The sequence below is a fragment of the Streptomyces sp. NBC_00249 genome, assembly GCF_026342355.1.
In the GTDB taxonomy this organism is placed as follows: Bacteria; Actinomycetota; Actinomycetes; order Streptomycetales; family Streptomycetaceae; genus Streptomyces.
Genome location: NZ_JAPEMV010000003.1, coordinates 11,733 through 37,742, shown reverse-complemented (window position 1 = coordinate 37,742; position 26,010 = coordinate 11,733). Strand labels below are relative to the sequence as shown.

21 protein-coding genes are annotated in these 26,010 nt (G+C 74.4%); 8 read left to right on the top strand and 13 right to left on the bottom strand.

The features are described 5' to 3' along the window. Positions 1–138: 138 nt before the first annotated feature. Positions 139–2,646: a penicillin acylase family protein gene (locus tag OOK31_RS14490; RefSeq protein ID WP_267012919.1), complete on the top strand. Its 2,508-nt coding sequence runs from the start codon at positions 139–141 to the stop codon at positions 2,644–2,646. Positions 2,647–2,682: 36 nt separating this feature from the next. Here OOK31_RS14490 and OOK31_RS14485 read toward each other — a convergent pair whose 3' ends face one another. Next, positions 2,683–3,816: a calcium:proton antiporter gene (locus OOK31_RS14485; protein WP_267012918.1), complete on the bottom strand. Its 1,134-nt coding sequence runs from the start codon at positions 3,814–3,816 to the stop codon at positions 2,683–2,685. A gap of 159 nt (positions 3,817–3,975) precedes the next feature. Here OOK31_RS14485 and OOK31_RS14480 point away from each other — a divergent pair, with 159 nt between their 5' ends. Continuing rightward, positions 3,976–4,527 carry a DinB family protein gene (locus OOK31_RS14480; RefSeq protein ID WP_267012917.1) on the top strand — a complete coding sequence of 184 codons (552 nt, stop codon included), beginning with the start codon at positions 3,976–3,978 and terminating at the stop codon, positions 4,525–4,527. Between the two features lie 28 nt (positions 4,528–4,555). On the opposite strand, the gene OOK31_RS14475 is transcribed toward OOK31_RS14480, so the two are convergent. Together OOK31_RS14475 and OOK31_RS14470 are read right to left on the bottom strand one after the other, a co-directional pair. Then, on the bottom strand, positions 4,556–6,121 hold the full coding sequence (locus tag OOK31_RS14475) for an acyl-CoA synthetase (protein ID WP_267012916.1): 1,566 nt from the start codon (positions 6,119–6,121) through the stop codon (positions 4,556–4,558). A 33-nt stretch (positions 6,122–6,154) separates the two neighbouring features. Beyond that, entirely contained in the window at positions 6,155–7,261 is a 1,107-nt protein-coding gene (locus OOK31_RS14470; RefSeq protein WP_267012915.1) for a nitronate monooxygenase family protein, read from the bottom strand. 148 nt (positions 7,262–7,409) lie between these two features. Here OOK31_RS14470 and OOK31_RS14465 point away from each other — a divergent pair, with 148 nt between their 5' ends. Further along, positions 7,410–9,290, top strand: a complete 1,881-nt coding sequence (locus OOK31_RS14465; RefSeq protein ID WP_267012914.1) for a serine hydrolase — start codon at positions 7,410–7,412, stop codon at positions 9,288–9,290. Between the two features lie 187 nt (positions 9,291–9,477). Here the strand turns inward: OOK31_RS14465 and OOK31_RS14460 are convergent, their stop codons facing one another. Beyond that, entirely contained in the window at positions 9,478–9,855 is a 378-nt protein-coding gene (locus OOK31_RS14460) for a VOC family protein (protein WP_267012913.1), read from the bottom strand. 9 nt (positions 9,856–9,864) lie between these two features. After that, positions 9,865–10,482, bottom strand: a complete 618-nt coding sequence (locus OOK31_RS14455; protein WP_267012912.1) for a TetR/AcrR family transcriptional regulator — start codon at positions 10,480–10,482, stop codon at positions 9,865–9,867. A gap of 79 nt (positions 10,483–10,561) precedes the next feature. Between OOK31_RS14455 and OOK31_RS14450 the strand changes: the two genes are divergently transcribed. Beyond that, positions 10,562–11,776, top strand: coding sequence for an FAD-dependent oxidoreductase (locus tag OOK31_RS14450; protein WP_267012911.1), 1,215 nt, complete (start codon positions 10,562–10,564; stop codon positions 11,774–11,776). A gap of 72 nt (positions 11,777–11,848) precedes the next feature. Then, entirely contained in the window at positions 11,849–12,289 is a 441-nt protein-coding gene (locus tag OOK31_RS14445; protein WP_267012910.1) for a nitroreductase family deazaflavin-dependent oxidoreductase, read from the top strand. A gap of 39 nt (positions 12,290–12,328) precedes the next feature. Here OOK31_RS14445 and OOK31_RS14440 read toward each other — a convergent pair whose 3' ends face one another. From OOK31_RS14440 to OOK31_RS14430, 3 genes are read right to left on the bottom strand one after another with little or no spacing between them, the layout of a single operon-like run. After that, complete coding sequence (locus OOK31_RS14440) at positions 12,329–13,918, bottom strand: NAD(P)/FAD-dependent oxidoreductase (protein WP_267012909.1); 1,590 nt, start codon at positions 13,916–13,918, stop codon at positions 12,329–12,331. Beyond that, the gene (locus OOK31_RS14435) at positions 13,915–15,987 is read right to left on the bottom strand and encodes a serine/threonine-protein kinase (protein ID WP_267012908.1); all 2,073 of its coding nucleotides are present in this window, start codon (positions 15,985–15,987) and stop codon (positions 13,915–13,917) included. The genes OOK31_RS14440 and OOK31_RS14435 overlap by 4 nt, the downstream gene beginning before the upstream one ends. Continuing rightward, positions 15,969–16,910, bottom strand: coding sequence for an oxygenase MpaB family protein (locus OOK31_RS14430; protein ID WP_267012907.1), 942 nt, complete (start codon positions 16,908–16,910; stop codon positions 15,969–15,971). The genes OOK31_RS14435 and OOK31_RS14430 overlap by 19 nt, the downstream gene beginning before the upstream one ends. Before the next feature lie 197 nt (positions 16,911–17,107). On the opposite strand from OOK31_RS14430, the gene OOK31_RS14425 reads away from it, so the two are divergent. The 3 genes from OOK31_RS14425 to OOK31_RS14415 all read left to right on the top strand — a co-directional run bounded on the left by OOK31_RS14425 (position 17,108) and on the right by OOK31_RS14415 (position 21,374). Then, complete coding sequence (locus tag OOK31_RS14425; RefSeq protein ID WP_267012906.1) at positions 17,108–18,193, top strand: LuxR family transcriptional regulator; 1,086 nt, start codon at positions 17,108–17,110, stop codon at positions 18,191–18,193. 112 nt (positions 18,194–18,305) lie between these two features. Continuing rightward, on the top strand, positions 18,306–18,467 hold the full coding sequence (locus OOK31_RS14420) for a hypothetical protein (protein ID WP_267012905.1): 162 nt from the start codon (positions 18,306–18,308) through the stop codon (positions 18,465–18,467). Positions 18,468–18,614: 147 nt separating this feature from the next. Continuing rightward, positions 18,615–21,374: a LuxR family transcriptional regulator gene (locus OOK31_RS14415; RefSeq protein WP_267012904.1), complete on the top strand. Its 2,760-nt coding sequence runs from the start codon at positions 18,615–18,617 to the stop codon at positions 21,372–21,374. Positions 21,375–21,624: 250 nt separating this feature from the next. Here OOK31_RS14415 and OOK31_RS14410 read toward each other — a convergent pair whose 3' ends face one another. Genes OOK31_RS14410 through OOK31_RS14390 form a run of 5 tightly spaced genes read right to left on the bottom strand, consistent with a single transcriptional unit; the run spans position 21,625 to position 26,002 of the window. Beyond that, a complete protein-coding gene (locus tag OOK31_RS14410; protein ID WP_267012903.1) occupies positions 21,625–22,773 on the bottom strand; it encodes a GNAT family N-acetyltransferase in 1,149 nt (382 codons plus the stop codon). Next, positions 22,770–23,342, bottom strand: a complete 573-nt coding sequence (locus OOK31_RS14405; RefSeq protein WP_267012902.1) for a non-canonical purine NTP pyrophosphatase — start codon at positions 23,340–23,342, stop codon at positions 22,770–22,772. The genes OOK31_RS14410 and OOK31_RS14405 overlap by 4 nt, the downstream gene beginning before the upstream one ends. Then, positions 23,339–24,151: an SAM-dependent methyltransferase gene (locus tag OOK31_RS14400; protein WP_267012901.1), complete on the bottom strand. Its 813-nt coding sequence runs from the start codon at positions 24,149–24,151 to the stop codon at positions 23,339–23,341. Before OOK31_RS14400 ends, OOK31_RS14405 begins: the two co-directional genes overlap by 4 nt. After that, entirely contained in the window at positions 24,138–25,373 is a 1,236-nt protein-coding gene (locus OOK31_RS14395) for a hypothetical protein (protein ID WP_267012900.1), read from the bottom strand. The genes OOK31_RS14400 and OOK31_RS14395 overlap by 14 nt, the downstream gene beginning before the upstream one ends. After that, positions 25,370–26,002, bottom strand: a complete 633-nt coding sequence (locus OOK31_RS14390; protein ID WP_267012899.1) for a YqcI/YcgG family protein — start codon at positions 26,000–26,002, stop codon at positions 25,370–25,372. Before OOK31_RS14390 ends, OOK31_RS14395 begins: the two co-directional genes overlap by 4 nt. Positions 26,003–26,010 lie beyond the last annotated feature (8 nt).

Genomic DNA, 26,010 nt, shown 5'->3' with positions numbered 1-26,010 from the left:
TCAATATCGGCGCGCGGGCGGTGGATGCCCGACGGCATGTTGACAGGGCGTCGGCCGCCTGCGTGAGTGTGGGGACACGCGAACGCAGCCTGCCGTGGGGCCGAACAGGCCTGCCGGGCAGGCCACTTGGGAGGTACGTTGCGATCGTCCGATGGCCGCCGCCGCACCCGCCCGCTGCTGCGCCGGGTCGCGCTCACCGGGGCCGCACTGCTCGCCGCCACGGCCGCGATACCGCAGGCCGAGGCCGCCACCGCCCGTGATCCGGGTTCCGCGCCGTCCGGCGGCGGCCTGTCGGCGGTGATCCGGTACACCGAGAACGGCGTCCCGCACATCCTGGCGCGGGACTACGCGCACCTGGGGTTCGGCACCGGCTGGGCCCAGGCCGCCGACCAGGTGTGCGTGCTGGCCGACGGGTTCCTGACGGTCTCCGGGGAGCGCTCGCGCTGGTTCGGCCCGGACGCGGCGCCCGACGGCTCGCTCTCCTCGGCCGCGAAGAACCTCTCCAGCGACCTGTACTTCAAGGGCGTACGGGATTCCGGGACGGTGGAGAAGCTGCTCGCCACGCCCGCCCCGGCCGGTCCGAGCAAGGACGTGCGCGAGCTGATGCGGGGCTGGGCGGCCGGGTACAACGCCTGGCTGGCCCAGAACAGGATCACCGACCCGGCGTGCGCGGGGGCCGCCTGGGTGCGGCCGGTCACCGCCACCGACGTGGCCGCGCGGGGCTTCGCGGTGTCGGTCCTGGGGGGTCAGGGGCGCGCCGTCGACGGGATCGCGGCGGCGCAGCCGCCCGCCCGGGCCGTCGGCCGGCCGGACGGCACGGACGGCACGGACGGCACGGACGGACAGGACGGCTCGGGCGGCCCGGCCGGACAGGACGTCGATCCGGGCGCGGCCGCCGAGGCCGCACGGCAGCTGTTCGACACCGCCCGCTACGACATGGGCTCCAACGCGGTGGCCTTCGCCGGGTCCACGACCGCGGGCGGCAGGGGGCTGCTCCTGGGCAACCCGCACTACCCCTGGCAGGGCGGGCGCCGGTTCTGGCAGTCGCAGCAGACCATCCCGGGCGAGCTGAACGTCTCGGGCGGCTCCCTGCTCGGCACCGCCGTCGTCAACATCGGCTTCAACGAGAAGGTGGCCTGGAGCCACACGGTGGCCACCGGCACCCCGCTGAACCTGCACCAGCTCGTCCTCGACCCGGCCGACCCCACCGCCTACCTGGTCGACGGCAAGCCGGAGAGGATGACGGAACGCAAGGTCAGCGTCCCGGTGGCGGGCGGCGGGCCCGCCGTCACCCGCAGCCAGTGGTGGACGCGGTACGGGCCGGTCGTCTCGAACCTCGGCCCGGGGCTGCCCCTGCCCTGGACGGCGGCCACCGCCTACGCGCTGGCCGACCCGAACGCCCTCAACCTGCGCGGCTCCGACTCCGCCCTCGCCCTGGGCAGGGCCCGCTCGGTCGCCGGGATCCAGGAGGCCCTGGCGCGCACGCAGGGGCTGCCCTGGGTGAACACGGTCGCCGCGGATTCGGCGGGCGGCACCCTCTTCACGCAGTCCCAGGTGCTCCCCCGGATCACCGACGAGCTCGCGGCCCGCTGTTCCACCCCGCTGGGCAGGGCGACGTACCCGGCGTCCGGGCTGGCGGTGCTGGACGGTTCGCGCGCGGACTGCGCGACCGGCTCGGACCCGGACGCGGTGCAGCCGGGGGTGTTCGGGCCGGGCCGGGCTCCGGCCCTGCGGGACGCCCCGTACGCCGAGAACTCCAACGACAGCGCCTGGCTGGCCAACGCGGAGCGGCCGCTGACCGGTTACGAGCGGATCTGGGGCACCGTCGGCACCCCGCGTTCGGTGCGGACGCGCGGGGCGCTGGAGGACGTGTCGGCGATGGCCGCGCGGGGCCGGCTCACGGTGGCCGACCTCCAGGGGCAGCAGTACGCGAACCGGGTCCCGGCCGGTGACCTGGCGGCCGCCGACGCGGCGAAGGCCTGCGCCGCTCTGCCCGGCGGTACGGCGGCCGGCAGCGACGGCGCGGCGGTGGACGTCTCGGCGGCCTGCCCGGTGCTGGCGCGCTGGGACCGCACCGCCGACACCACCAGCCGGGGCGCGCTGCTGTTCGACCGGTTCTGGCGGAAGCTGACGGCGTCCACCCCGGCCGGGTCCCTGTGGCTGGTGCCGTTCTCACCGGCCGATCCGGTGGGCACGCCCCGTACGCTGAACCAGGCGGCCCCGGGCATCGGACGGGCCCTCGCGGACGCGGTCGCCGAGCTGCGCGCGGCGGGGATCGCCCTGGACGCCCCGCTGGGCGCGCACCAGTTCGTGGTGCGCGGCGGCGAGCGGCTGCCGGTGGGCGGCGGCACCGAGGCGCTCGGCGTCTGGAACAAGATCGAGGCGCCCTGGAACGCCGCGGCCGGCGGATACACGGAGGTCGCGCACGGTTCCAGCCACATCCAGGCGGTCGGCTGGGACGGCAGCCGCTGCCCGGTGGCGCGTACGGTCCTGACGTACGGCCAGTCCTCGAACCCGGTCTCGCCCTTCTTCGCCGACCAGACGCGGCTGTTCTCGCAGGAGCGCTGGGTCACCTCGCGGTTCTGCGAGCGGGACATCCTGGCCTCGCCCCGGCTGAAGGTGGTCCTGGCGCGCGAGCGCCGCTGACCGTGTGGCGGGGCCGGGGAGTTCCCGGCCCCGCCCTCACGGGCTGACGGCGAGGAAGAGGTAGGCGGCCAGCAGGACGAGGTGTACGCCGCCCTGGAGCAGGGTGGCGCGGCCGGGCGCGATCGTCAGGGCGCTGACGACCACGGTGAGGGCGAGCAGCACCATGTGGATGGGGCCGAGGCCGAGCAGCAGCGGGCCGGTGAGCCAGATGGAGGCCAGGGCGATGGCCGGGATGGTCAGGCCGATGCTGGCGATGGCGGAGCCGTAGCCGAGGTTGAGGCTGGTCTGGACGCGGTCGCGGCGGGCGGCGCGGACGGCGGCCAGGGTCTCGGGTGCCAGTACGAGCAGGGCGATGATCACACCGACGACGGCGTTCGGCAGTCCGGCGCGGGCGACGCCCGCCTCGATGGTCGGGGAGACGGCCTTGGCGTTGCCGACGACGGCGACGAGTGCGACGAGCAGCAGGCCGAGGCTGACGAGGGCGGCCCGGGAGGTGGGCGGGTCGGCGTGGCCGGCGTCCTCGGCGGCGGCTGCTGCCGCCGCCTTGCCCTCGGGGGTGGCGGGCGTGGTGTCCACGGGCAGGAAGTAGTCGCGGTGGCGGACGGTCTGGACGGCGATGAACAGCCCGTACAGGGCCAGGGAGGCGACGGCGGCGAAGGTCAGCTGGGCGGTGGAGAACTCGGGTCCGGGCTTGCTGGTGGTGAAGGTGGGCAGGACGAGGCTCAGTACGGCGAGGGTCGCGACGGTGGCGAGGGCCGCGCCGGAGCCCTCGGCGTTGAAGACGGCCACCCGGTTGCGGAGCGCTCCGACGAGCAGGGACAGGCCGACGATGCCGTTGCAGGTGATCATGACGGCGGCGAAGACGGTGTCCCGGGCGAGGGAGGCGGTCTTGTCCCCGCCGTCGGCCATCAGGGTGACGATCAGGGCCACTTCGATGACGGTGACGGCGACGGCGAGGACCAGCGAGCCGAAGGGTTCGCCGACCCGGTGGGCCACGACCTCGGCGTGGTGGACGGCGGCCAGGACCGCCCCGGCGAGGCAGAGCGACACCAGCGCCACCGCGATCGAGGGCAGGTCCCTGCCCCAGCTGAGGGCGAGCGCCACCAGCGCCACCACGGGGACCAGGACGGTCCAGTCGGTCAGGGGGGATCTGCGGGTAGCCGTACTCATATCAGCCAACTTGCCAGAAGTACCCCTTTGGTGCGGCGCAAGTACCGCCTCCGGGGCTCTGGCGTGGCGCTTCTCACGAAACCCCCGGGCGTGGCGGGCTCTGCGGCCCCCGGGGCCGGGGGCTTCCCCCGCCCCGTCGGGATGGTTGATGATCTCGCCATGACGAGTCCTACGCGAAGAGCAGGGATATGGGCCGGCGAGGCGGGCGAGCGGCGCTTCAAGGGGCCCGTGACCGGGGACGAGCGGACCCTGCTCCTGTCGGTCCTGGCGGGCCAGCGCGCGACCCTGGAGCTGAAGTGCGCGGGGCTGGGTGCGGAGTTGGCCCGGCGGTCGGTGGAGCCGTCTTCGCTCTCGCTGCTCGGCCTGGTGCGCCATCTCGCCGACGTGGAGCGCCGCTGGTTCCGTCAGGTGCTGGACGGGCAGGAGGTGCCGGCGCGCTTCTCCTCGGGGGCCGATCCGGACGGGGACTTCGACGGCGCGGTGGCCGGGCCCGCGGCGGTGGAGGAGGCGTGGCGGGCCTGGCGCGAGGAGGTCGCCTTCGCCGAGGACTTCACCGCGCGGGCCCCCGACCTGGACGTCGAGGGCCGTGACGGATGGCTCGGGGTGGTCTCGCTGCGCTGGGTGCTGCTGCACATGGTCGAGGAGTACGCCCGGCACAACGGCCACGCCGATCTGCTGCGGGAGCGGATCGACGGGGCCGTCGGCGTCTGACCGGGCACGCCGGGAACCGGGCGCGGGCTCACACGGCGCGGTCGCGGCCCTCCCAGTAGGGGTCGCGCAGGCGGCGCTTGTACAGCTTGCCGTTGGGGTCGCGCGGCATCGTCTCGATGAAGTCCACCGACTTGGGGCGCTTGTAGCCGGCCAGCTGCCGTTCGCAGTGGTGGAGGATCTCGGCGGCCAGGGCCTCGCCCGCCTCGAAGCCCTCGGCGGGCTCGATGACGGCCTTGACCTCCTCGCCCCAGGAGTCGTTCGGGATGCCGAAGGCGGCGGCGTCCGCGACCGCCGGGTGGGTGAGGAGGGCGGACTCGATCTCGGCGGGGTAGATGTTGACCCCGCCCGAGATGATCATGTCGATCTTGCGGTCGCGGAGGTAGAGGTAGCCCTCCTCGTCCAGCAGGCCGAGGTCCCCGACGGTGAAGAAGTCGCCGATGCGGTTCTTGCGGGTCTTGCCCTCGTCCTTGTGGTAGCTGAAGCCGCCGGTGTTCATCTTCAGGTAGACGGTGCCGAGTTCGCCGGGCGGCAGCCGGTTGCCGTCGTCGTCGAACACGGCCAGTTCGCTGATCGGCCAGGCCTTGCCGACGGTGCCGGGCCGTTTGAGCCATTCCTCGGCCGTGGCGAAGGCGCCGCCGCCCTCGCTGGCCGCGTAGTACTCCTCCACGCACCGGCCCCACCAGTCGATCATCGCCCGCTTGACGTGGTCCGGGCAGGGCGCGGCGCCGTGGATGGCGTGCCGCATGGAGGAGACGTCGTAGGCCTCCTTCGTCTGCTGCGGGAGGGCGAGCAGGCGGTGGAACTGGGTGGGGACCATGTGGGTGTGGGTGCAGGCGTGCCGGTCGATCAGGCGCAGCATCTCCTCCGGGCCCCACTTGTCCATCAGCACCAGGGGGTGCCCGATGTGCAGGGAGGCGCCCGCGAACTGGAGCACGGCGGTGTGGTAGAGCGGCGAGCAGACGAGGTGGACGTTGTCGTCGAAGGGGCGGATGCCGAAGATGCCGAGGAACCCGCCGAGGTGCGTCTCCTCCGGGAGCCGGCCCGACAGCGGGCGGCGGATGCCGCGCGGGCGGCCGGTGGTGCCGGAGGTGTAGTTCATCACCCAGCCCAGGGTGCGGCCGGCGGGGGGTGTGGCGGGCTGGCCTTCGAGGAGTTCGGCGTACGGGCGGAAGCCGGGGACGGCGCCGACGGCGTAGCGGCCGGCCTCGGGCAGGCCCGCCTCCTCGGCGGCGGCGGTGGCGGCCTCGGCGTAGCGCTCGTGGGCGAGGAGGACCTTGGCTCCGGAGTCGGAGACGATCCAGGCGATCTCGGGGCCGACGAGGTGGTGGTTGACCGGGACCAGGTAGAAGCCGGCCTGGGAGGCGGCGAGGTAGGCGGTGAAGAACTCGACGCCGTTGGGGAGGACGACGGCGAAGGCGTCGCCCGTCTCCATTCCGGCGGCGCGCAGCCCGTGGACGAGGCGGTTCACGTCGGCGTGCAGGCGCCCGGCGGACCATTCCTCGCCCTCGGGGGTGACCAGGACGGTGCGGTCGGGGTCGGCGGCCGCCTGGGCCCAGAACCCGGTGGGGCGCTGCGTGTGCTGCTGGTCGCTCATGAGGCTTGCGGTCCTCCCTCGGGCCTGCGGGGTTCAGGCCCGGCCGGCGATGCGGTTGATGCGGTCGATGGCGCGTTCGAAGCCGCTGGTGAGCTCGTCGAAGACGGCCTGGACGCTGCGTTCGGTGTTCATCCGGCCGACGATCTGGCCGACGGGGGTGCCGAGCAGCGGCTCGACCTCGTACTTCTGGATCCGCGAGACGGCCTCGGCGACGAGCAGGCCCTGGAGGGGCATCGGGAGCGCGCCGGGGCCGTCCGGGTCGTCCCAGGCGTCGGTCCACTCGGTGCGCAGCTGGCGGGCCGGCTTGCCGGTCAGGGCGCGGGAGCGGACGGTGTCGCCGGAGCCGGCGGCGAGGAGTTTCGCGGTGAGGGCGCGGGAGTGGAGGTCGGCCTCGGTGGTGGTGAGCCAGAGGGAGCCGAGCCAGGCCCCCTGGGCGCCGAGGGCGAGTCCGGCGGCGATCTGCTCGCCGCTGCCGATGCCTCCGGCGGCGAGGACGGGGAGCGGGGCCACGGCCTCGACGATCTCCGGGACGAGGACCATGGTGGCGATGTCCCCGGTGTGGCCGCCGGCCTCGTAGCCCTGGGCGACGACGATGTCGATGCCCGCTTCGGCGTGGCGGCGGGCGTGCCGGGCGCTGCCGGCGAGGGCGGCGACGAGGACGCCGTGGTCGTGGGCGCGCGCGATGACGTCGGCGGGCGGGGAACCGAGGGCGTTCGCCAGGAGTTTGACGGGGTAGTCGAAGGCGACGTCGAGCTGGTTGCGGGCGACCTGCTCCATCCAGCCGGTGATCCGCCAGCCGGAGGCCTCGCCCTCGGCCAGCTCGGGTACGTGGTGCTTGGCGAGGGTCTCGCGGACGAACTCGCGGTGCCCGGCCGGGATCATCGCCTCGATGTCGGCCTCGCTGACGCCGTCGACGGCCTTCTTGGCGGGCATGACCACGTCGAGGCCGTAGGGCTTGCCGTCGGTGTGCGCCTGCATCCAGTCGAGGTCGCGCCTGAGGTCGTCGGGAGCGGTGTAGCGGACCGCTCCGAGGACGCCGAAGCCGCCCGCGCGGGTGATGGCAGCGGCGACCGCCGGGAAGGGCGTGAAGCCGAAGATGGCGTGCTCGACTCCCAGTTTCTTGCTCAGCTCCGTCTCCATGGGCGTGAGGATGCCGCAGGGCGGCGGGCTAGGGAAGAGATTTTCTGATGCTGTGTCAGATTCTTTGACGGCCGGGCGGTGCGGAGGGTGCGCGGTGGGCGGGCACACACCCAGTAGCGTGCGCGGGCAGGAACAGGAGGGCCGGGACATGAGCGGTGACGGGGCTGCGGCGGGCGGCGGTACGGGCTTCGGCGGTACGGGCTTCAGCGGTACGGGCTTCGGCGGCGCGGGGGTGAGTGGCGGTGGCGGGCCGAGCCGGAGGCGGCTCGGGGCGCGGCTGTTGGCGCTGGGCGGGGTGCTCGTGCTGCACGCCGCGCTGCCGGGTGCCCCGGCCGGGGCCGCCGGAGGGGGGCCGGCCGAGCGGCGCGCCCTGCAGGGGCTGCGGCTGCGGTACGGCTCCGCGCGTCAGGCCGGGCTGCTGGAGCGGCACCTGGAGGGCGTGGCGGAGGAAGCCCGGCGTTTCCTGGGCCCCTCCCCCGAACACCCCTACTACGCCGGGGCCGTGGTCCTCGCCGGGCGGGGCCGTACGGTCGCCCTGCACCGGGCCATGGGCGACGCGGTCCGGTACGCGGACTACGACGGCCGCACCGACCGGCCGAAGGAGTTCCCGGCCGCCGAGCGGATCGCGGCGGCCGAGGACACCGTCTTCGACCTGGCCTCGCTCAGCAAGCTGTTCACCTCCATCCTCGCCGTCCAGCAGATGGAGCGGGGGCAGCTGGAGCTGGAGGCTCCGGTGGACCGCTACCTGCCCGAGTTCACCGGGGGCGGCAAGGAGGCGATCACCGTCCGGCAGCTGCTCACGCACACCTCGGGGTTGCGCTCGTGGGCGCCCTTCTACAAGGAGGCCACCCGTGAGGGGCAGTTGAGGCTGCTGTGGTCGGTGCGGCCGCAGGACACTCCCGGGACGGTCTACCGGTACTCCGACCTGAACCTCATCACCCTCCAGCTGCTCCTGGAACGGATCACCGGCCGCACTTTGGACGTCCTGCTCCACGACGAGATCACCGCTCCGCTCGGGATGCACCGCACCCGGTACAACCCGCCGCTCTCCTGGCGCCGGGTCACCGCGGCCACCGAGGTGCAGCGCCCGCCCTGGTCGGGCCTGGACCGCGGGCTGGTCTGGGGCGAGGTCCACGACGAGAACGCGTACGCCCTCGGCGGGGTCGCGGGCCACGCGGGCGTCTTCGGTACCGCCTGGGACCTCGCGGTCCTCTCCCGCGCCCTGCTCGACGGCGGGGTCTACGCGGGCCGCCGGATCCTGCGCCCCGCCTCCGTCGAACTGCTCTTCACCGACTACAACACCGCCTTCCCCGGCGACGACCACGGCCTCGGCTTCGAGCTCTACCAGCACTGGTACATGGGCGCCATGGCCACCCCGCACTCCGCCGGCCACACCGGTTTCACCGGCACCTCCCTGGTGCTGGACCCCTCCACCGACTCCTTCCTGGTCCTGCTCGGCAACTCCGTGCACCCCGTACGGACCTGGCGGGCCGGCAGCGCGCCCCGGGTGGCGACCGGCAACCGGTTCGCGCGCGCCGTGCCCGTCCGTACCCGGCACGGCGGCCCGGCCTGGTACTCCGGCATGGAGACGGGCGGCTCGGGCACCCTCACCCTGCCGCCGCTGACCCCGGCCACCGCGCGGGCCCGGCTGCGCTGCGCGGTGTGGTGGGACACGGTGCCCGGTGCGGGCGCCCTGCACCTGGAGGCCTCGGCGGACGGGACGGTCTGGGAGCCGCTGCCCTTCAGTACGGTCCGCACCACGGGCGGCGCCCCCGAGCAGTGGCCGCAGGGCGCCGTCGCCGGCTGGTCGGGCCGCATCTGGCACCGCCTGGAAGCCCCGCTCACCGCCTGGGCGGGCCGCGAGGTCCGTCTGCGCCTGCGGCACTCCGCGACCGGGCGCTACGTCGGGCGCGGGATCTACGTGGACGTCGTCCGGGTGGCCGAACCGGCCGCCCTGCTCTTCGCCGAGGACCGCCCCTCGGACGCGTCCCGCATCGAGGCCGTGGGCTGGTCCCGCTCGGCGGACTGAGGAGGGGGCCCCGGCGGAATCCGGCGGACCTCAGCGGAACTCGTGGACGACCTGGATCGCGCCGACGATGTGGGCGTTTCGTTCCGGGTCGGGGCCGGCCAGGAGAGCGGCCGGCCGGGGCGCCCGATGGTAGCGGCGGCGCGAGGCGGGCCGCCACGCCGTTTTCCCGGGCCGCGCAGGGTCCGGTTCAGTCGCGGACCAGGCAGAACGGATGCCCCGCAGGGTCGGCGTAGACGCGCCACCCCCGGGTGTCGGGGCCCGCGTCGAGCAGGGTCGCGCCGTGGGCGAGCACCTCTTCGTGGGCCCGGGCGAGGTCGGGTACGGCGAGGTCCAGGTGGAACTGCTGCGGCCGCTCGGGGTCCGGCCAGCGCGGCGGCCGGTGGCCGGCGACCCGCTGGAAGGCGAGCACCGTGCCGGACGGGGCGTGCAGGGTGGCCCACTCCTCGTCCACGGCCCAGCGCCGGTCCGGGCGGTTGACGTCTCCGCCCAGCAGCGCCGCGTAGAACTCGGCGAGCCGCAGCGGTTCGGGGCAGTCCAGGACCACGCACTGCAGTTCAGCGATCATGACGCGAGCCTACGGCTCGGCCAGGGCCGCGTCGATCATCCGGCGGACGGTGGCGGTCAGTTCGGTCCGGTCGGGGGCCGGGCGGGAGCGGGCGAGGGCGCCCGCGAGGCGGTCGTAGAGGAGGCCATCGGTCCAGGAGACCATCAGGTCGGCGGACTCCTGCGGGCGGCGCGCGCCCAGGGCGGTCAGGACGGCGGCCGCCAGGGCCCGGGATCCCAGGCCCGCCTGGTGCAGGTCGGCTTGGAGGTCCGGGTTCCGGGCGGCTTCCAGGCTCAGTTCGAAGCGCGCCAGCTGGCGCTCCCGGCCCACGGTCAGCCAGCGGTGCAGCAGCGCGCCGAGCGCGGCGGCGACCGCGTCCCGGTCCGCGGGGACCTGCGCCGCGAGCGGGGCGTCCCGGTCGAGGTCGGCGAGGTCCAGCTCGGCCAGCCGGGCGTAGCAGGCGGCGATCAGCGCGGTGCGCGTACGGAAGTAGTACGAGGTGCTGCCCGCGGGAAGCCCCGCCGCGGCGTCGACGGCGCGGTGGGTGAGGCCGCGCAGGCCGGCGGCGGCGACGAGGCCGATCGCGGTGTCCGCGAGGAGGGTCCTGCGGTCGGCGGGCTGCTGGGCCGGGTTCTCGGGGGTGGACATGGCCTCACTCTACAGCTGTAGAGTGAAGCCATGTCCTCTACGGATGTAGAGGGCGTGATGCCCAGCAGAGGAGCCCGCCATGTCGCAGCGTCAGCGCCACGCCGTAGTCGCCGGTGCCGGGATCGGCGGGCTCACCGCCGCCCTGGCCCTGCACCGCCGGGGCTGGCGGGTCACGGTGTGCGAGCGGGCCCCGGGACCGACCGCCGTCGGCGCGGGCATCGTCCTCGCCCCCAACGCCCTGCGCGCCTTCGACTCCGTCGGCTTCGACCCCGCGGCCGCCTGCGCGGGATCCGGCGCGCCCGAGGCGCCCGAGGCGCCGGCCGCGACCGGCGCCATGAGCCTGCGCGACCGGTCGGGCCGCCGCCTCAGCCGCACCGACACCGCCGCGCTGACCGCCCGTTACGGCCGGCCTCCGCTGCCCGTGCACCGGCAGACGCTGACCGCCGCCCTGACCGCCGCGCTCCCGGAGGGCGCCCTCGCCTACGACGCCGCCGTCACCGGCGTGGACCGGGCGGGCTGCGGGGCCGGGGGACGCGCGGTGGTGCGTACCGGCCTCGGTGACCTCACCGCCGACGCCGTGGTCGCCGCCGACGGCATCCACAGTCCGCTGCGCCGGCAGCACTTCCCCGACCACCCCGGCCTGCGCTACGCCGGGGAGACCGCCTGGCGCACCGTCCTGTCCGGCGTCGCCGCGCCGGAGGGCTGCGAGACCTGGGGGCGCGGGCAGCGGTTCGGTACGGTCCCGCTCGCCGACGGCCGGCTCTACCTGTACGCCACCGCCGTCGTCCCCGCGGGGTACCGGCCGACCGACGTCCGGGCCGAACTGCTGCGCCGCTTCGGCGGCTGGCACGACCCGATCCCCGCGCTCCTGGAGCGGATCGACCCGGCGGTGGTGCTCCAGCACGACCTGTACGACCTGGCGGGCCCGCTGCCCCGGCTGCACGACGGGCGCGTCGCCTGGATCGGGGACGCCGCGCACGCCATGAACCCCAGCCTCGGGCAGGGCGCCTGCCAGGCCGTGGAGGACGCCGCGGTGCTGGGCCACCTGCTGGACGCGGTGGACCCGGCGGACGTGGCGGCCGCCCTCGCCGCCTACAGCCGGGCCCGGCTCGCCCGTACGGACGCCGTCCGGGTCCGGGCCCGCCGCGCGGGCCGCATGGCCTCCCTCACCCACCCCCTCGCCGTGGCGGCCCGCGACCTCGCCGTCCGCGCCACGCCCGCCCGGGTCACGCGCAGGGCGCTGGACGGGCTGTTCGACGGCTTCACCCTTCCGGCCCGGGCGGAAGCGGAATAGGAAGCGTGCCCACCGGCGTCGGTACTCGTTGTCGAAGCTGTTGACCGTTCAACACGAAGGCAGGCACCCCTCATGACCGACATCGACTGGGACCACCCCAAGGACCCGAAGCCGGGCTGGAAGCTGGACCACATCAAGCAGTACGTCGCCTCGAACGGCGCCGAGGGCCAGTACTGGAACGGCACCCAGACCCTGCTGCTGACCACCGTCGGCCGGGTCTCCGGGCTGCCCGTGCGCACCCCGCTCATCTACGGGGAGGACAACGGCCACTACCTCGTCGTCGCCTCCAACGGCGGGGCCGACGACGCGCCGCTGTGGTACCGGAACCTGAGCGCCGACCCCCGGGTCCGCGTGCAGGTCGGCCCTGAGGTCCTCCAGGGCACCGCGCGCACCGCCACCTCCGCGGAACGCGCCGCGTTCTGGCCGGTGATGGTGAAGCACTGGCCCGCCTACGACGAGTACCAGACCAAGACCGACCGGGAGATCCCGGTCGTCGTCATCGACCCCGCCTGACGGAAGCGGGGGCGGGGGCGAAACCGGAGGCGGCGGCGGTCAGCGGCCCAGGGCCGCCATCGCCGCGTTGTGGCCCGGGATGCCGCTGACCCCGCCGCCGCGGACCGCGCCCGCGCCGCACAGCAGGACGCCCGGGTGGGCGGTCTCGACGCCCCAGCGGCCGGGGCCGCCGTCCTCCCCGTACGGCCAGGACAGGTCCCGGTGGAAGATGTGGCCGCCGGGCAGCCGCAGTTCGCGTTCCAGGTCGAGCGGGGTCTTGGCCTCGATGCAGGGGCGGCCGTCGGCGTCGAAGGCGAGGCAGTCGGTGAGGGGCTCGGCCAGGTGCGCGTCCAGCTGGGCCAGGGTCGCGGTCAGCAGGACCTCCCGGCTCTGCCGGTTGTCGTGCGCGAACAGCCGGGCCGGGGCGTGCAGTCCGAAGAGGGTGAGCGTCTGGTAGCCCTGCTCGGCGAGGTCGGGGCCCAGGATCGAGGGATCGGCCAGGGAATGGCAGTAGATCTCCGAGGGCGGTACGGACGGCAGTTCCCCGGCGGCGGCCTCGGCGTGGGCGCGCCCCAGCTGCTCGTAGCCCTCGGCGACGTGGAAGGTGCCGCCGAAGGCCTCGCGGGGGTCGACGGAGGTGTCGCGCAGCCGGGGCAGCCTGCTCAGCAGCATGTTGACCTTGAGCTGGGCGCCTTCGGCGGCGGGGGGCGGCTCCTCGCCGAGGAGTTCGGCCAGCGCCCGGGGCGAGGCGCCCACGAGGACGGTGCGGGCGGTGACGGAGCCCTCGCCGTCCGCCGTACGGAAGGTCACCTCGGACGGTCCGGCGGGCGTGCCGTCACCGGGGTGGACGCGCAGCGCCTCGTGCCCGGTGGCGATCTCCGCGCCGGCCGTGCGGGCGCAGTCGGCCAGGGCGTCGGTGAGCGCGCCCATGCCGCCGACGGGGACGTCCCAGTCGCCGGTCCCGCCGCCGATGACGTGGTAGAGGAAGCAGCGGTTCTGGGCGAGGGAGGGGTCGTGGGCGTCGGCGAAGGTGCCGATGAGCCCGTCGGTGAGGACCACGCCCCGTACGAGGTCGTCGGCGAAGCGGTCCTCGACGGCCCGGCCGAGGGGTTCCTCGAAGAGCATCCGCCAGGCGGCCTCGTCGTCGACGCGGGCGCGCAGGGCGGCGCGGGTGGGCAGCGGTTCGGTGAGGGTGGGGAAGACCTTCCCGGCGACCCGGCGGGTGGTTCCGTAGAAGGCCTGCCAGCTCTCGTACTCCCGGTCGGAGCCGGTCAGGCGGGCGAAGGACTCCCTGGTGCGGTCCTCGCCGCCGCCGACGAGCAGCCCTTGCGGACGGCCGTCGCGCAGGACGGGCGTGTACGAGGAGACCGTGCGCCGGCGGACCCGGAACCGCAGCCCCAGATCGTGGACGATCTTCGCGGGGAGCAGGGAGACGAGGTAGGAGTAGCGCGACAGCCGGGCGTCGACCCCGGTGAACGGGCGGGTGGAGACGGCGGCCCCGCCGGTGTGGCCGAGGCGTTCCAGGAGCAGTACGGTGCGCCCCGCCCGGGCCAGGTAGGCGGCGGCGACCAGGCCGTTGTGGCCGCCTCCCACGATCACGGCGTCGTAGACGTCCTGCGTGAAACCCCGGGAGCCCCTGGCAGCGGTCATGGCTCTTGGTAGCACACCTGGCCGAGCCGCTCCAGACAGTGGGCCTCGTCGGCGTGGGCGAGCACCGTGTCGGGGTGTTCGTCGCCGAGGGAGCGCTCGCGGATGCCGGACAGGTCCCGGTAGATGGGCAGGGCCTCGTCCCAGCGGCCCAGCCGGCCGAGGCCGACGGCCAGCTCGCGGCGGCTGACCAGGGTGTCCGCGTGTTCCGCGCCGAGCGCCTTGGCGCGGGCCGCGCCGACCTCGCGGGACTCGGCCACGGCCTCCTCCCAGCGGTCCAGGCGGCCCAGGTTGACGCCGAGGACGTGGCGGGCGCGCAGGGTCTCCGGGTCGGCCGCGCCGTAGGCCCGGGTGCGGTCGCGGACCAGGGACCGGAAGAGGTCCAGGGCCTGGGCGGCGCGGCCGGTGCGGCCCAGGGCGATGCCGGTCTCGTAGCGGGCGGCGAGGGCGTCGGGGTGGTCGCGGCCGAGTACGCGTTCCCGTACGGCGGCGACCTGGCGGAAGCCGGACAGCGCCTCCCGCCAGCGGCCGAGCCGGCCCAGGGCGTAGGCGGCCTCGTAGCGGGTCTGCAGGGTGTCCGGGTGCTCGGCACCGAGCACGGCGGCGCGGTCGGCGGCCACTTCGGCGGCGGTGGCGTGGGCTTCGGCGTGCCGGCCGAGGGCGCCGAGGGAACAGGCCAGGTTGTGGCGGCAGCGCAGGGTGTCGGGGTGGTGCGGGCCCGTGGTGCGCAGCCGGGCGGCGAGGACGGCCTCGTACCGCTCGTAGGCCTCGCCGTGGCGGCCGAGGCGGCCCAGTTCGTACGCCTCCTCCTGGCGGGCCGCGAGGGTGTCGGCGTGGTCGGGGCCGAGCACCCGCGCCCGCCCCTGGGCGACGGCGGCGTACACGGCGAGGGCCTCCTCGGGCCGGCCGGCGCGGCTGAGGTGGAAGGCGCGGACGTGCCCGGCGTCGAGGGCGTCGGGGCGTTCGCCGCCGTCGGCGAGGGGGCCCCGCGCGGGCCCGTGGAGGGCGGTGAGCCGGGGGTCCTCGGCGGGGGCGGGCCGGGTGATGCGCTGCTCGCCGGAGTGCCGGCCCTGGCGCGCGGCCGTCCAGGATCCGGTGAGGACGGCCCATTCGCCGCTGGCGGGGCGGGCGTCGGTGCCGGCCTTGCGTCCGGCGGTCATCCCCTGGGCCCACGCGGGCAGCGGGGCCTGGACGGGGGGCGCCCCGGCGGGGCCGAGGCGGGCCTCGACGAGACGGCGGTGCAGGTGGCGGGCGTCGCCGGGCCGCTCCTCGGGGCGCTTGGCCAGCAGGTCCAGGACGATCCGGTCGAAGTAGCCGGGGAGCTCGGGGCGGTGCACGCGCGGCGGTACGGGGGCGGTGTCGCGGTGGCCGACCAGTACGGACCAGGAGTCGCCGAGGTCGAAGGGCGGGGCTCCGGTGGCGATCTCGTAGAGGACGCAGCCGAGGGAGTAGAGGTCGCTGCGGTGGTCGACCTCGCCGCCCGCGATCTGCTCCGGCGACATGTAGTGCGGGGTGCCCATGGCCATGGCGCCGCCGGTGAGCTTGGCGGTGAAGCCGATGTCGTGGGCGAGGCGGGCGATGCCGAAGTCACAGATCTTCACCGTGCCGTCGGTGAGCCGCATGATGTTGGCGGGCTTGAGGTCGCGGTGGACGACGCCCTGGTCGTGGGTGTAGCCGAGGGCCGCGGCCATCTGCTCGGCGATGTCGACGACCACGTCGACGGGGAGCGGGCGCGCCTCGTTGTCCTCCATCAGCTGGCTGAGGTTGCGGCCGTCGAGGAGTTCCATGACGAGGTAGAGGGGGCCGCCCGCGGCGCTGTCGTCGCCGAAGTCGTGGACGACGGTGACGCCCCGGTGCTGGAGCGAGGCGGCGACGCGTGCCTCACGGCGGAAGCGCTCGCGCAGGACCTGGGTGAAGTGGGCGTCCTGTTCGGGCCCGATCGGCTTGAGGCACTTCACCGCGACCTGCCGGCCGAGCGACTCGTCGCGGGCGCGCCACACCTCGCCCATCCCACCGCGCCCGATCAGATCGAGTGACCGGTACCGGCCCTGGATCAGTCTGGACTCCGCCATGTCTTAAAGCCGCCCCCGTCGTCGTGCCGCGCCCTCCCCAGGCGGTCCAGTATGGCCGCTGATGTACGCAGTGTGTACGCCGATGGGCGGCTCCCGGGGCCCATGCGGCGCATCGCCTTCAAGATGTGACCTGGAGGCAGCTTCCAGCGTAGACCTGCGGGAATGCTGCGCAGCACGCGGCCGGTGTGACGCAGGCGCCGGGTGGCGGTGCGCGGGGGCGGTGCGGGTCGCCCGTACAGCTGGTGCGCCCAGCCGGGGAGGGTGGCGTAGGCGAGCCCGGCGAGCGGTCGCCACAGCAGGTTTCGGCCAGGCACGAGGAGGGGATGGACGGGCGGGCCGCGCAGGAACTCGTCGACGGCGTGGGCGTCGGCCCCGGCGGCGAGCCGGGGGCGGATGTCGGTGAAGTAGTCGGCCAGTTCCCGCGTGGAGGCGGGTACGGCGGCCGGGTCGAGGCCGACGAGGCGGGCGCCCACCCGGTTCTCGTCGACGTAGCGGTCGGCCTGGGCGGGGGTCAGGGGGACTCCGGAGCGGAGCAGGACGTGCAGGAAGCTGTCGATCTGCGCGCAGTGCACCCACAGCAGGAGTTCGGGGTCGTCGACGGGGAACCGCTCGCCGGTGCCGGGGTCGGTGGCGGACAGCTTCCGGTGGATGGCGCGGACCCGGGCGCCGGCCGCTTCGGCGGCCCCGGTGGTGCCGTAGGTGAGGGTGCCGACGAAGTCGGCGGTGCGCAGCAGCCGTCCCCAGGCGTCCTTGTGGAAGTCGGAGTTCTCCATCACCCCGCGCACGGCGCGCGGGTGGAGGGCCTGGAGGTAGAGGGCGCGGACCCCGGCGATCCACATGACCGGGTCGCCGTGGCACTGCCAGGTCACGGACCCGGGCCCGAACAGGCCGGGGTCGGCGCCCTCGTACGCGGCTTCGCTCATCGCCCGCCTCCCGGCGGGGAGCCTACCCAGCCGGGGTGCGGCTCAGGCGCCCGGACGGGGGCGGTGGCCGGCTTCCGTCGCCCCCTCCTCGGCGGCGGGTCGAATTCCATGGTCAAAACACCATTCAGATGCGATGTCGCGATCCTGAGGGCCGGAATGGACATGGTTTCGAAGTCTGCGACGGACATAATGGGGAGATGCTGGATCAGGTGGGGCAGTGCCCGGGCGAATGCCGTGACCGCGAGGGCCCGGCCGGACCGGTCGGCGGGGTGTGCGGGGAGGGGCTGACCGTCTACCGCGCGGCCGTGGTGAAGGGGTGTGCGCCCCGGGAAGGGGCACCCGGCTGCCTGGTGCGGATGGGGCTCCTGGTGCCGCCGCCCGACGACCCGGACGTCCTGGTGCCCGTCGCCCCGGAGGTGGCCGAGGCCGAACTCGTCCGGCCCGTCGAACGGTCGTTGGAGCGGCGCCGGCTGGAGGTCCGGGCCATCGCCGACAGCTTCGTCCCGGTCAGCGCCATCTACACCGCCGCCAAACGCGAGCACGCCGGATGGGCGACGGTGATCGACGGGGACGAACTCGTCCGCTCCGCGCACGCGCACGCGGTCCGCGGGTGCCGCGAGGAGCTGATGACCGTCCAGCCGGGAGGCGCCCGGCCCGCGTTCGGCCCGGACGGGCCCGGTCAGGTCCCGGCCGGTGTCCGGCACCGGGCCCTGTACCCGCACGCGGTACGCACCCAGGCGCCCGCCCTGCGCCGGATCGAGCGGCTCACCGGGGCGGGCGGCGAGGTCCGCACCCTGGAGGAGGTCGTCGACGGGCTGGTGGTCGTCGACCGCGCCGTCGCCTACCTGCCGGGCCACGATCGCAGGCGCACCTCGGCCCTGGAGATCAGGCAGCCCTCCCTCGTCGCCTTCCTCGTCCAGGTCTTCGAACAGGCCTGGGAGCGGGGCTCGCCGCTCGCCCCCGGAACCTCGCGCGGCATGGAACCCGGTATCGCCGACGAGGTCCAGCAGGCGGTCGTACGGCTGCTCGTGGCCGGTCACACCGACGAGGCCATCGCCCGCCGGCTCGGCACCAGCCGCCGCACCGTCGCCGCCCACGTCAGCCGGATCGCGGCGAGCCTGGGCAGCCGCAGCCGGGCCCAGCTCGGCTACCTCGTCGCCACCGCCGGGCTGCTGCCGGCGGACGGCGCCGACGGGTCGGGCGGGGAGGACGGGACGGACGGCGAGGACGCGGAGGACTCCCCCGGCGCGGCCGGCCGGGACCGGCGGCGGGAGCTCGCGTAGAGCAGGGCCAGCCCTGCCAGCGACCAGGCGAGCAGCACGGCCCTCGACGGGGCCCGGAAGGTGCTCAACGTCGGCGCGGCCGCCGGGCCAGGCCTGCTCGTCCTGGAGCTTCGTGGACGACGGGGTCCGCGGGCTCTTCGACGAGACGCTGCGCCGCGACCTGGCCTCCGGCGCCTGGGACGCCCGCTTCGGCCACCTGCGCACGCAGCCGACGTACGAGTGCTCGCTCGTCATCGTCCGCGCCACCCCGCCGGACGGCCCCGGCCCGCGCTGACCGGTGCGCCGGGCCGGACCCTCCACCGCGCGGACCGCCGCCGCCCGCCTCCCTGAGGCCGGGTCGATCGACCCCTCCGACCTGCGAAGATCGTGACCAGCGCGCCCCGTCGAACGGCGCGCCGTGCACATCGAGATGAGGACGGGCGTGGGGGAAGTGCTTCTCGAACGTGAGGAAGCGTTCGGAGCGGCCGCGAGTGCCGGAGCGTCCGCGCGGTCCGGCAACGGCCGTTGGCTGAGGCTGGGCGCGGCGACGGGGACCGGCCGTACCGCCCTGCTGGAGGAGGTGGTGCGGCGGGAGGCCGCGGACGGCGCCATGCGCGTCCTGCACGCGCGCTGCGCGCCGGAGGAGTCGGCCTTCCCCTTCGCCCTCGTACGGCAGCTCTTCCCCGAAGCCGGCTACATCCCCTTCGCGGACCCGCCGGCCGCCGAGGAGCAGCGGACCTTCCACTTCCTGGTGACCCACCTCGCGGCCACCGCCGAGCGGCAGCCCGTCCTGCTGGCCGTCGACGACCTGCACGACGCCGACGCGGCGTCACGCCGCTGGATCGGCTACCTGGCCCGCCGCCTGGCCGGCCTGCCCGTGCTGCTGGTCCTCACCGAGTGCCAGGAGCGGGCCGCCACCGCCCTGCCCGCGGCCACGGGCACCTCCGTACAGCTGCGCCCGCTCGGCCCGGCCGCCGTCACGCGTCTCGTGCGCGCCCTCGGACACGACGCCGACCGGGCCGAACTGTGCGTCCAGGCGTGCGCGGGCAGTCCTGCGCTGGTGCGCGCCCTGCTCTCCGGACTGCGGATTGGTCCGCTGCCGCGCCGTCTGTCCGATCTGGCGGGCAGCCGCTACCGCGACGCGATCGCCCACTGGATACGCGGCCGGGCCGACGCCCGGTCGCGCCGCCTGGCGCTCGCGCTCGCCGTCACCGCGGACGGCTCCGGTCCGCTGGACGAGGCCCTGCTCCACGAGGCCGCCGGCCTCGGCCCGGACAGTGGCGCCGCGCTCCCGGACACCGCCCGCCTCGGCCGGCTGTTCTCCCATCCGCTGGCACGCGAGGCCGCCCTCGCGGCAGCCGACCCGGCCGAACTGGACGCGCTGCGCCGCCGCGTCGCCCGTTCGCTCGACGAGCAGGGCGCTCCCGCGACGGGCGTCGCCGCCCATCTGCTCCACATCGAGCGGCCCGACGAGCCGTGGATGACCCAGTCCTTGGAGGACGCCGCCGAGGAGGCCGTACGCGGCGGCCGGGCCGAGGAGGCCACCGCCCTCCTGCGCCACGCCCTCACCGGCCCGCTCGCGCCCGGCCGCCGGGCCTCGCTCGTCCTGCGGCTCGGGGCCCTGGAGTTGCCGCACAGCGCCGACGCCGCGATCCGCAGGCTGCGCGCGGCGCTGGAGCTCGACGCCGGTCACCACGGACGCGCCGCCGTCGCGCCCGCCCTCGGCGCGGCCCTCGTCGCCCGGGGCCGCGCGGACACCGCCGTCCGCATCATGCACCAGGTGGGCAGTGCCATGGACGACGGCGAACTCGTCCGCGTGCTGCAGACCACCGCCGCCGTCATGGCCTCCCACGACGCGACCGCGTGGCGCAGCGCCGTCGCCCACATGCGCGACCTGGCGGCGACGGCCCCCGCCACCGTCGAACCGCTCGCCTGCGGACTGGTCACCGAGTACGAGGCCGGGAACGGCACCCTGTCGGCGGCCGAGGTCCTCTCGCGGGTACTGCCCCGGCTGGCGGCCCCCGTGGACCCCCGGCTCCGTACCGGCTGGCTGGGATCCGCGGCCACCCTGCTGCAATGGGCGGACCGGCTGGACGAGGCCAGGGCCCTGGCGCAGGAGTCCCTCCCCGCGGCGCCCGCCCTCCCGGACCTGACGGACGTCGGACAGCAGTGCCTGCTCAGCGTGCGGGCCGAAGCGGCCCTGTGGGCCGGAGACTTCCACCGGGTGATCGCGGAGAACACCCCGCTGCTCGCCGTGTGCACCGGGCAGGGGGTGCGCATGCCGCACCTGGTGTCGATGGTGGCCCTCGCCCAGTACGAGCTGGGCCACCGGGACCACGCCTGGCGGCTGCTGGGCACCCTCGACGAGGACAGCGCCGGCAGCTCCTGGGAATGGAACGAACTGCGCTACGCCCGGGCCCTCCTGCACACGGCCGAAGGCCAGTGGCAGGCCGCTCTCGACGACTTCCTGTCCTGCGGCGCCGGACAGGCCGCCCGCGACTTCGTCAGCCCCGTGGCCACCCCCTGGCGGTCCGGCGCGGCCATGGTCCTGGTCCGGCTCGGCCGGCCCGCGCGCGCCATGGAGCTCGCGGAGGAGGAGCTGCGCCACGCGCGGACCTGGGGAACGCCCCGTACGGTCGGCCGGGCCCTGCGGGCCCGCGCCGCGGCCGTGGGCGGCCGCCAGGGGCTGGAGGCGCTCGGCGAGGCCGTGACCGTACTGAGGACCGCGACGGCGCCCGTGGAACTCATCGAGACCCTGATCGACCTCGGCCACGCCCGGATCGACGCGGGGAGCGGCCGCAAGGGCCGGGACGACCTGTGCGAGGCCCTTTCCCTGGCGCTGCGGCTGCCGGCGCCCGGCCCGGCCGGACCACCGGAGTCCGCGGACGCCACCGGGCCGGCCCAGGTCACCGGGCGCCTGGTCCGGGTCGCCGAAGAGGCCCTGCGGGCCGCGGGCATCCGCCGGGCCCGGCCCGCCACGGCCGGCAGCGCAGCACTCACCCGCGGGGAGCGGCGCGTCACCGAACTGGCGGTCCGGGGACGGACGAACGCCGAGATCGGCGCGGAACTCCACTTGGCCCGCCGCACCGTGGAGACCCACCTCACCAACGCCTACCGCAAGCTCGGCGTGGCACGCCGCACCCAGCTCGCGGCCCACCTGGACCCGGTGGAGACGGCCGCGTTCCCCGCGGCCCGGACCTGACCGCCCCGCCTGACCGGGGCTGTGTTCGTGGTCTTCCACGATGCCCGGCGCCGCCCCCGCAGGGCATCGTGGGTACCGCGCCGGGTCGTGCCCCCCACACCCCGGCGCACCGCCCAGGACCCCACGGGGACCCGGGCGGGCATTTCCCCGGGCCCGCCCGCCCCAGCACAGGGAAGGTCAGACCCTGTGCGTGGGCGGGCCCTTTGACTTCCTGGCGCTCTTCCCGGAGTCCGGAGCCGCCGCCTCGCCCCTACCCTCCCGACGCTCCCATCTCGCGACGGTAGGCAGCGTCGAGCAGCGAAGCGAGACGGGCAACGGTGGCTTCCCAGCGGTCCGGGACCCGGACGTAGCTCGTCAGCGGCCGCACGGTGCATCCACGCTGCCGCTTCGCCTGGTAGGTGCCCGGCCCGAAGCGGATGCGTGACAGCCCTGCCGCGACGGCCCGCCTGATGGGCTCGTAGTAGATGAGGTTGAAGTACCCGTAGGGCGCCTCGGGCGAAATGCCGAGCATGCTGGCGAACAGCTCGTCGCCCCACTCGTAGGCCACGAGGAATCCTTCGACGGTGCCGTCCTGGACGATCTCGAGGACGAGCGGCCGGCCCGCGGGCCATTGCTGGATGGCCGAGATGAGCCGACGTGACGAGTCCTCGGTGGCGTCGTGGCCGTAGCGGCGCAGATGCGCCGCGTGGAGCTCCGCGTGCCGAGCCCCGAGGGCAGCGACGTCGACCTGGCGGATCGTGGCGCCCGCGGCACGGAACGCGTCGACTTCGTGCCGGACCCGCTTGCCCCGCCTCCTCTCGGCTGCCGCGTAGTCCTCGAGACCGCCCCACGCCGGGTCCAGTTCCAGGACGCTGTCTCCGGCCGCGGTCAGGCCGATGTATCCACGCTCCTTGAGGAGGGCGACCGTGCGGTCGTCCCCGTCGTCGACGTGCATGACGGCGGTCGTGGGATCGCCGTCCTTCTCCAGATCGTCGAGCAGGAGAGGGACGTCGTCGGCGCAGCCCACGACGAGCCCGGGCCGGTACCCGCTGGGGAGAACGCTGACGCGAGCCGGGTACAGCTCGTGCGCCGCCCGTTCCACCGCGCCCGCCAGCTCCGCGACCTCCGTCGCCGCGGCCTCGTCGACATGGCCGGCCAGCTCCGCCGCGCCGAGGCGGAGAAGGGCGACCGGATCGTTGTACACCCACATCTCGCCGGTGCTCTGCCAGGTCACCTGCGCCGAACTGGGGCGGCCCTCCCGCTGGACGACGGTGTAGCGGGCCGGCGTGCCCCCGAGCACCTCCCCCGTGCGCAGCCAGTTCGCGGAGGAGAAGAGGCTGTGCGGAAGCCCGTCCCAGAACGGGCCCGCCGCGTCCAGGCCTTCCACTCGTACGACGTGCGTTGTCCCGGGCATCGTCATGCGCCCGCCGTGGCGGACACCTGGTCCAGCCAGTCCCGTGCTTCCAGCAAGGGGGCTCGCCTCATGGTCACTTGGTGTCGCATCGCCCGGGACATCTCCGCGAGCGTCTGACCGGTCCCGGCCACCTCGAAGATCGACGTCCATCCTGCGGCAGGGCCCCGAGGCGCTACGAGGAGGCCCTCGGTGGAGTCGGACCAGGTCGCCTGCTGACCGCGGTGGACGATTCCGACCGCGCTCACCGCGACCGCGCGACGGTCCTCGGCAGCGGCGACGAGGTCCCAGATCCCCTCCGGCCCGAGTTTCTCGACGAACCAGGCGATGAGTGCGCCGGGAAGCCCGTTCCAGGAGTGGAAGCTCAGAGCCGTGTCCTCGACGATGACCGGATGGTCCAGCTCGAGCGCTGCGACCTGGTCCAGTTTGTGCTGGACGACGACGCGGGGATCGGTGTCCTGGATCTCCGTGAGGTCGAGGCCGAGCCGGACGACGTCGGGGAATATGCCCTGGGTCTCGTCGAACTTGATGGCGTTACGGCTGGCGAGTCCCACGGCGGGGCGTTGGCTGGTGCTCATGTCACAGTCCAAAGTCGGCCGGAGTCGGCGGCGAACCGTTCTCCGGGAATGCACAGGACGGAGGTTTCGGTTACCTCGTCCCACACGGATTTCAGGTCGAGGAGGGAGGTCGTCACCCGGCGCGGTCGTTCGTGGTCGAGATCCGAGACGATCACTGCGGGGGTGTCTTCGGGGCGGGCCGCGAGGAAGGCGTCACGCACCATCGCGAAGCGGCGTAGGGCTATTTCGACCGCGGGTTCGTCGGTCGGGAAGAGCTCGGGGTGGGCCTCGCCATTATGTCGCAGCATGTAGAGGCACGTTCCCAGGCCACTGTCGGCCGCGCTCCGTACGCGGCGCGCGACGTCGGCGTCGGACTCACCGTGGAGACAGAGAGGGAACGTGACGAGGCCGCCGTTGAACGGGGCTCCGAGCATCGCCGATGCGTACTGCCACGCCGAGAGGCCCGGGACGATACCCACGTCTTCGAGGCCGACTTGACCCCGCAGCGCCGACAGGGTGGGCCCCGCCATCCCGAGGAGGCCCGGGTCGCCCGCCGTCACGATGACGGCGCGCTTCCCGGAGGCGAGCGCCTCCGCGGCGAGGCGGGCTCGCAGCGCGAAGACGTCCTGGCCGGGTTCCGCGTCGGCGACCACGTCCGTCGATTCGGCACCGGGCTTCAGCAGATGGGCCACTTGCCGGATGAAGTCGGGATGGCCGACGACGAGGTCGGCGCGGCCCAGCAGCTCCGACGCACGGGCCGTGACGTCTCCTCCGTAGCCGATGCCCACGATGGACAGGGCGTTGTCGCGTGTGGTGTCAGTCCTGGTCATCGGTCACCCAGTCGCTCGCTGGAACGATGTGTCGTGCGGCCGCGTGTGCGTGGAAGAGTGCCGTCTGCGCGTCGTCACCGACGGCCGAGACCGTGCCGAAGGCGGCCCCTTGGTGCGTGAGGTCCGACACGATGTAGTCGGGCAGCCGCACAGGATGCCATTGCGGTCGGCCGGGGAAGCCGGCGAGGATCTCCTCGCCGAGGACGGAACCGAGCGGACCGGTACGCGACGCGTACTTGTCGACCTGCGCGTATCCGCCGACGCCGGGCACTCCGCTCTCCTGTGCGAACACCTTCTCCGTAGAGTCCCCGAGCGCGTTGTGGATGAGGAGAGCGTAGACGTCGACGCCGGTGGCCTCTACGATTCCGGCGCCTCCGAGGCCGCCTCCGAGGCGGGGGTTCACCTCGACGAGCTCGAATCCGTGTCCGGTGTCGATGAATTCGACATGGGACGGTCCGGGACCTCGTCCGACGGCCTCCAGCACACTCGATACCCAGACGCCCACCTCCCGTTCCCAGTCACTGCCGGGGCGGACCGGGTAGGTCGAATCCGTTTCCTTCCAGTTCGGCATGGGCGAGATGGTTCGACTGCTCACACCCAGCAGGTGCGTACGCTCGTCCGTGGTCCAGGTCTCGGCACTGAACATCGGTCCCGTCGCGTACGTCTCGACGGTGCACCGGCTCGCGGGCACCCCGCGGGACTCCAGCTCCTTGATCCGTCGCAGCACACCTCGGGCGGTGGTGGCGAAGAGGACGTCCTTGCTGCCGGAGCCGCGCGCGTCCTTCACGATGACCGGCCGGGAGGCGACATCGAGGACCTCTCCGCCCAGGGCCAGGGCCTCGGTGCCGGCCACGGCCCGGCTCCGCGCGAGCCCCGCCTCGTGGAGCCGTTGCCGCGTCGATGTCTTGTCGAGCAGCTCTCCGGTGTTCCGCTGCACTCCCGGGAGGGCGAGCCGTTCGGCCAGCGCCTCCGCCGTCGGCGCCCAGCGGTCCGTATTGCTGATGAGCGCCGCGATGTCGTGCTCGACGAGGAACCCGGCGACGTCGTCGACGGAGGAGGTGTCCATCGAGTGGCAGCGGATTGCGGGTGCCGCACGGAGTTCCTGGGCGTAGTACGGCTGGTCGAACGTGAGCAGGTGCAGCTGGACCCCGAGCCTGGCGGCAGCCGCGTCGAAGAACCGCAGACCATGGTTGAGAGCCTCGAGCATGGCTACGTGCCTCATCGGTAGACCTCCTTCATGCTGTACTCCCACCATGCCGTCGGCTCCTCGCCGCCACACGGCGGGAGGAAGCGCTCGGCCTCCGGGCAGGTGGTGTCGTAGTCTCGTCCGGCTCTGGCGAAGCGGCGCCGGATCGACCTCCGCACCCGACCGGAGTCTTCCGGCAGCCGGCGGTGGAACGACGAATCGGGCTGGAGCATGACGTACACATGGCGTGTGTCCGGCGTGTACCGGGCGTGCCGCCTGCCGAAATCCGGCGTGAACACGGCGACGAAGACATCGCTGCCCGCCACCTTGAGACGCCAGCGCGCAGGAACCGTGTCCGGTAAGCACTCCGACCCTTCGTCGGCTATCTCCCTGATCCACGCGCCCAGGACCGGCGCGAGCTCCTGGGGCCGGCTGCCGACCCGCTCGACGGGCAGCTCGGTGAGCACGGCATCGGTGCCGTCCGCTTCCGCGCTGCTGACGCGGCGGCGGATCTCGGGGGCGATGCGCCGGAAGTACGTGTCGATCGGTTCGTCGCCGAGGGGCGGCAGCACTCGGACGACGGCCGTCTGCGCATACGGGCACAGCGTGGACTCGACGATCTCCTCGAAGCCGGGCGGGCGTTGCCGGGACGGGGGGACGTACACGGGCGGCC

Coding starts and splice junctions, on each gene's coding strand:
- OOK31_RS14485 (WP_267012918.1), bottom strand. CDS start 3,816: ATGAGTACGGCTACCCGCAGATCCCCCCTGACCGACTGGACCGTCCTG.
- OOK31_RS14480 (WP_267012917.1), top strand. CDS start 3,976: ATGACGAGTCCTACGCGAAGAGCAGGGATATGGGCCGGCGAGGCGGGC.
- OOK31_RS14475 (WP_267012916.1), bottom strand. CDS start 6,121: ATGAGCGACCAGCAGCACACGCAGCGCCCCACCGGGTTCTGGGCCCAG.
- OOK31_RS14470 (WP_267012915.1), bottom strand. CDS start 7,261: ATGGAGACGGAGCTGAGCAAGAAACTGGGAGTCGAGCACGCCATCTTC.
- OOK31_RS14465 (WP_267012914.1), top strand. CDS start 7,410: ATGAGCGGTGACGGGGCTGCGGCGGGCGGCGGTACGGGCTTCGGCGGT.
- OOK31_RS14460 (WP_267012913.1), bottom strand. CDS start 9,855: ATGATCGCTGAACTGCAGTGCGTGGTCCTGGACTGCCCCGAACCGCTG.
- OOK31_RS14455 (WP_267012912.1), bottom strand. CDS start 10,482: ATGTCCACCCCCGAGAACCCGGCCCAGCAGCCCGCCGACCGCAGGACC.
- OOK31_RS14450 (WP_267012911.1), top strand. CDS start 10,562: ATGTCGCAGCGTCAGCGCCACGCCGTAGTCGCCGGTGCCGGGATCGGC.
- OOK31_RS14445 (WP_267012910.1), top strand. CDS start 11,849: ATGACCGACATCGACTGGGACCACCCCAAGGACCCGAAGCCGGGCTGG.
- OOK31_RS14440 (WP_267012909.1), bottom strand. CDS start 13,918: ATGACCGCTGCCAGGGGCTCCCGGGGTTTCACGCAGGACGTCTACGAC.
- OOK31_RS14435 (WP_267012908.1), bottom strand. CDS start 15,987: ATGGCGGAGTCCAGACTGATCCAGGGCCGGTACCGGTCACTCGATCTG.
- OOK31_RS14430 (WP_267012907.1), bottom strand. CDS start 16,910: ATGAGCGAAGCCGCGTACGAGGGCGCCGACCCCGGCCTGTTCGGGCCC.
- OOK31_RS14425 (WP_267012906.1), top strand. CDS start 17,108: ATGCTGGATCAGGTGGGGCAGTGCCCGGGCGAATGCCGTGACCGCGAG.
- OOK31_RS14410 (WP_267012903.1), bottom strand. CDS start 22,773: ATGACGATGCCCGGGACAACGCACGTCGTACGAGTGGAAGGCCTGGAC.
- OOK31_RS14405 (WP_267012902.1), bottom strand. CDS start 23,342: ATGAGCACCAGCCAACGCCCCGCCGTGGGACTCGCCAGCCGTAACGCC.
- OOK31_RS14400 (WP_267012901.1), bottom strand. CDS start 24,151: ATGACCAGGACTGACACCACACGCGACAACGCCCTGTCCATCGTGGGC.
- OOK31_RS14395 (WP_267012900.1), bottom strand. CDS start 25,373: ATGAGGCACGTAGCCATGCTCGAGGCTCTCAACCATGGTCTGCGGTTC.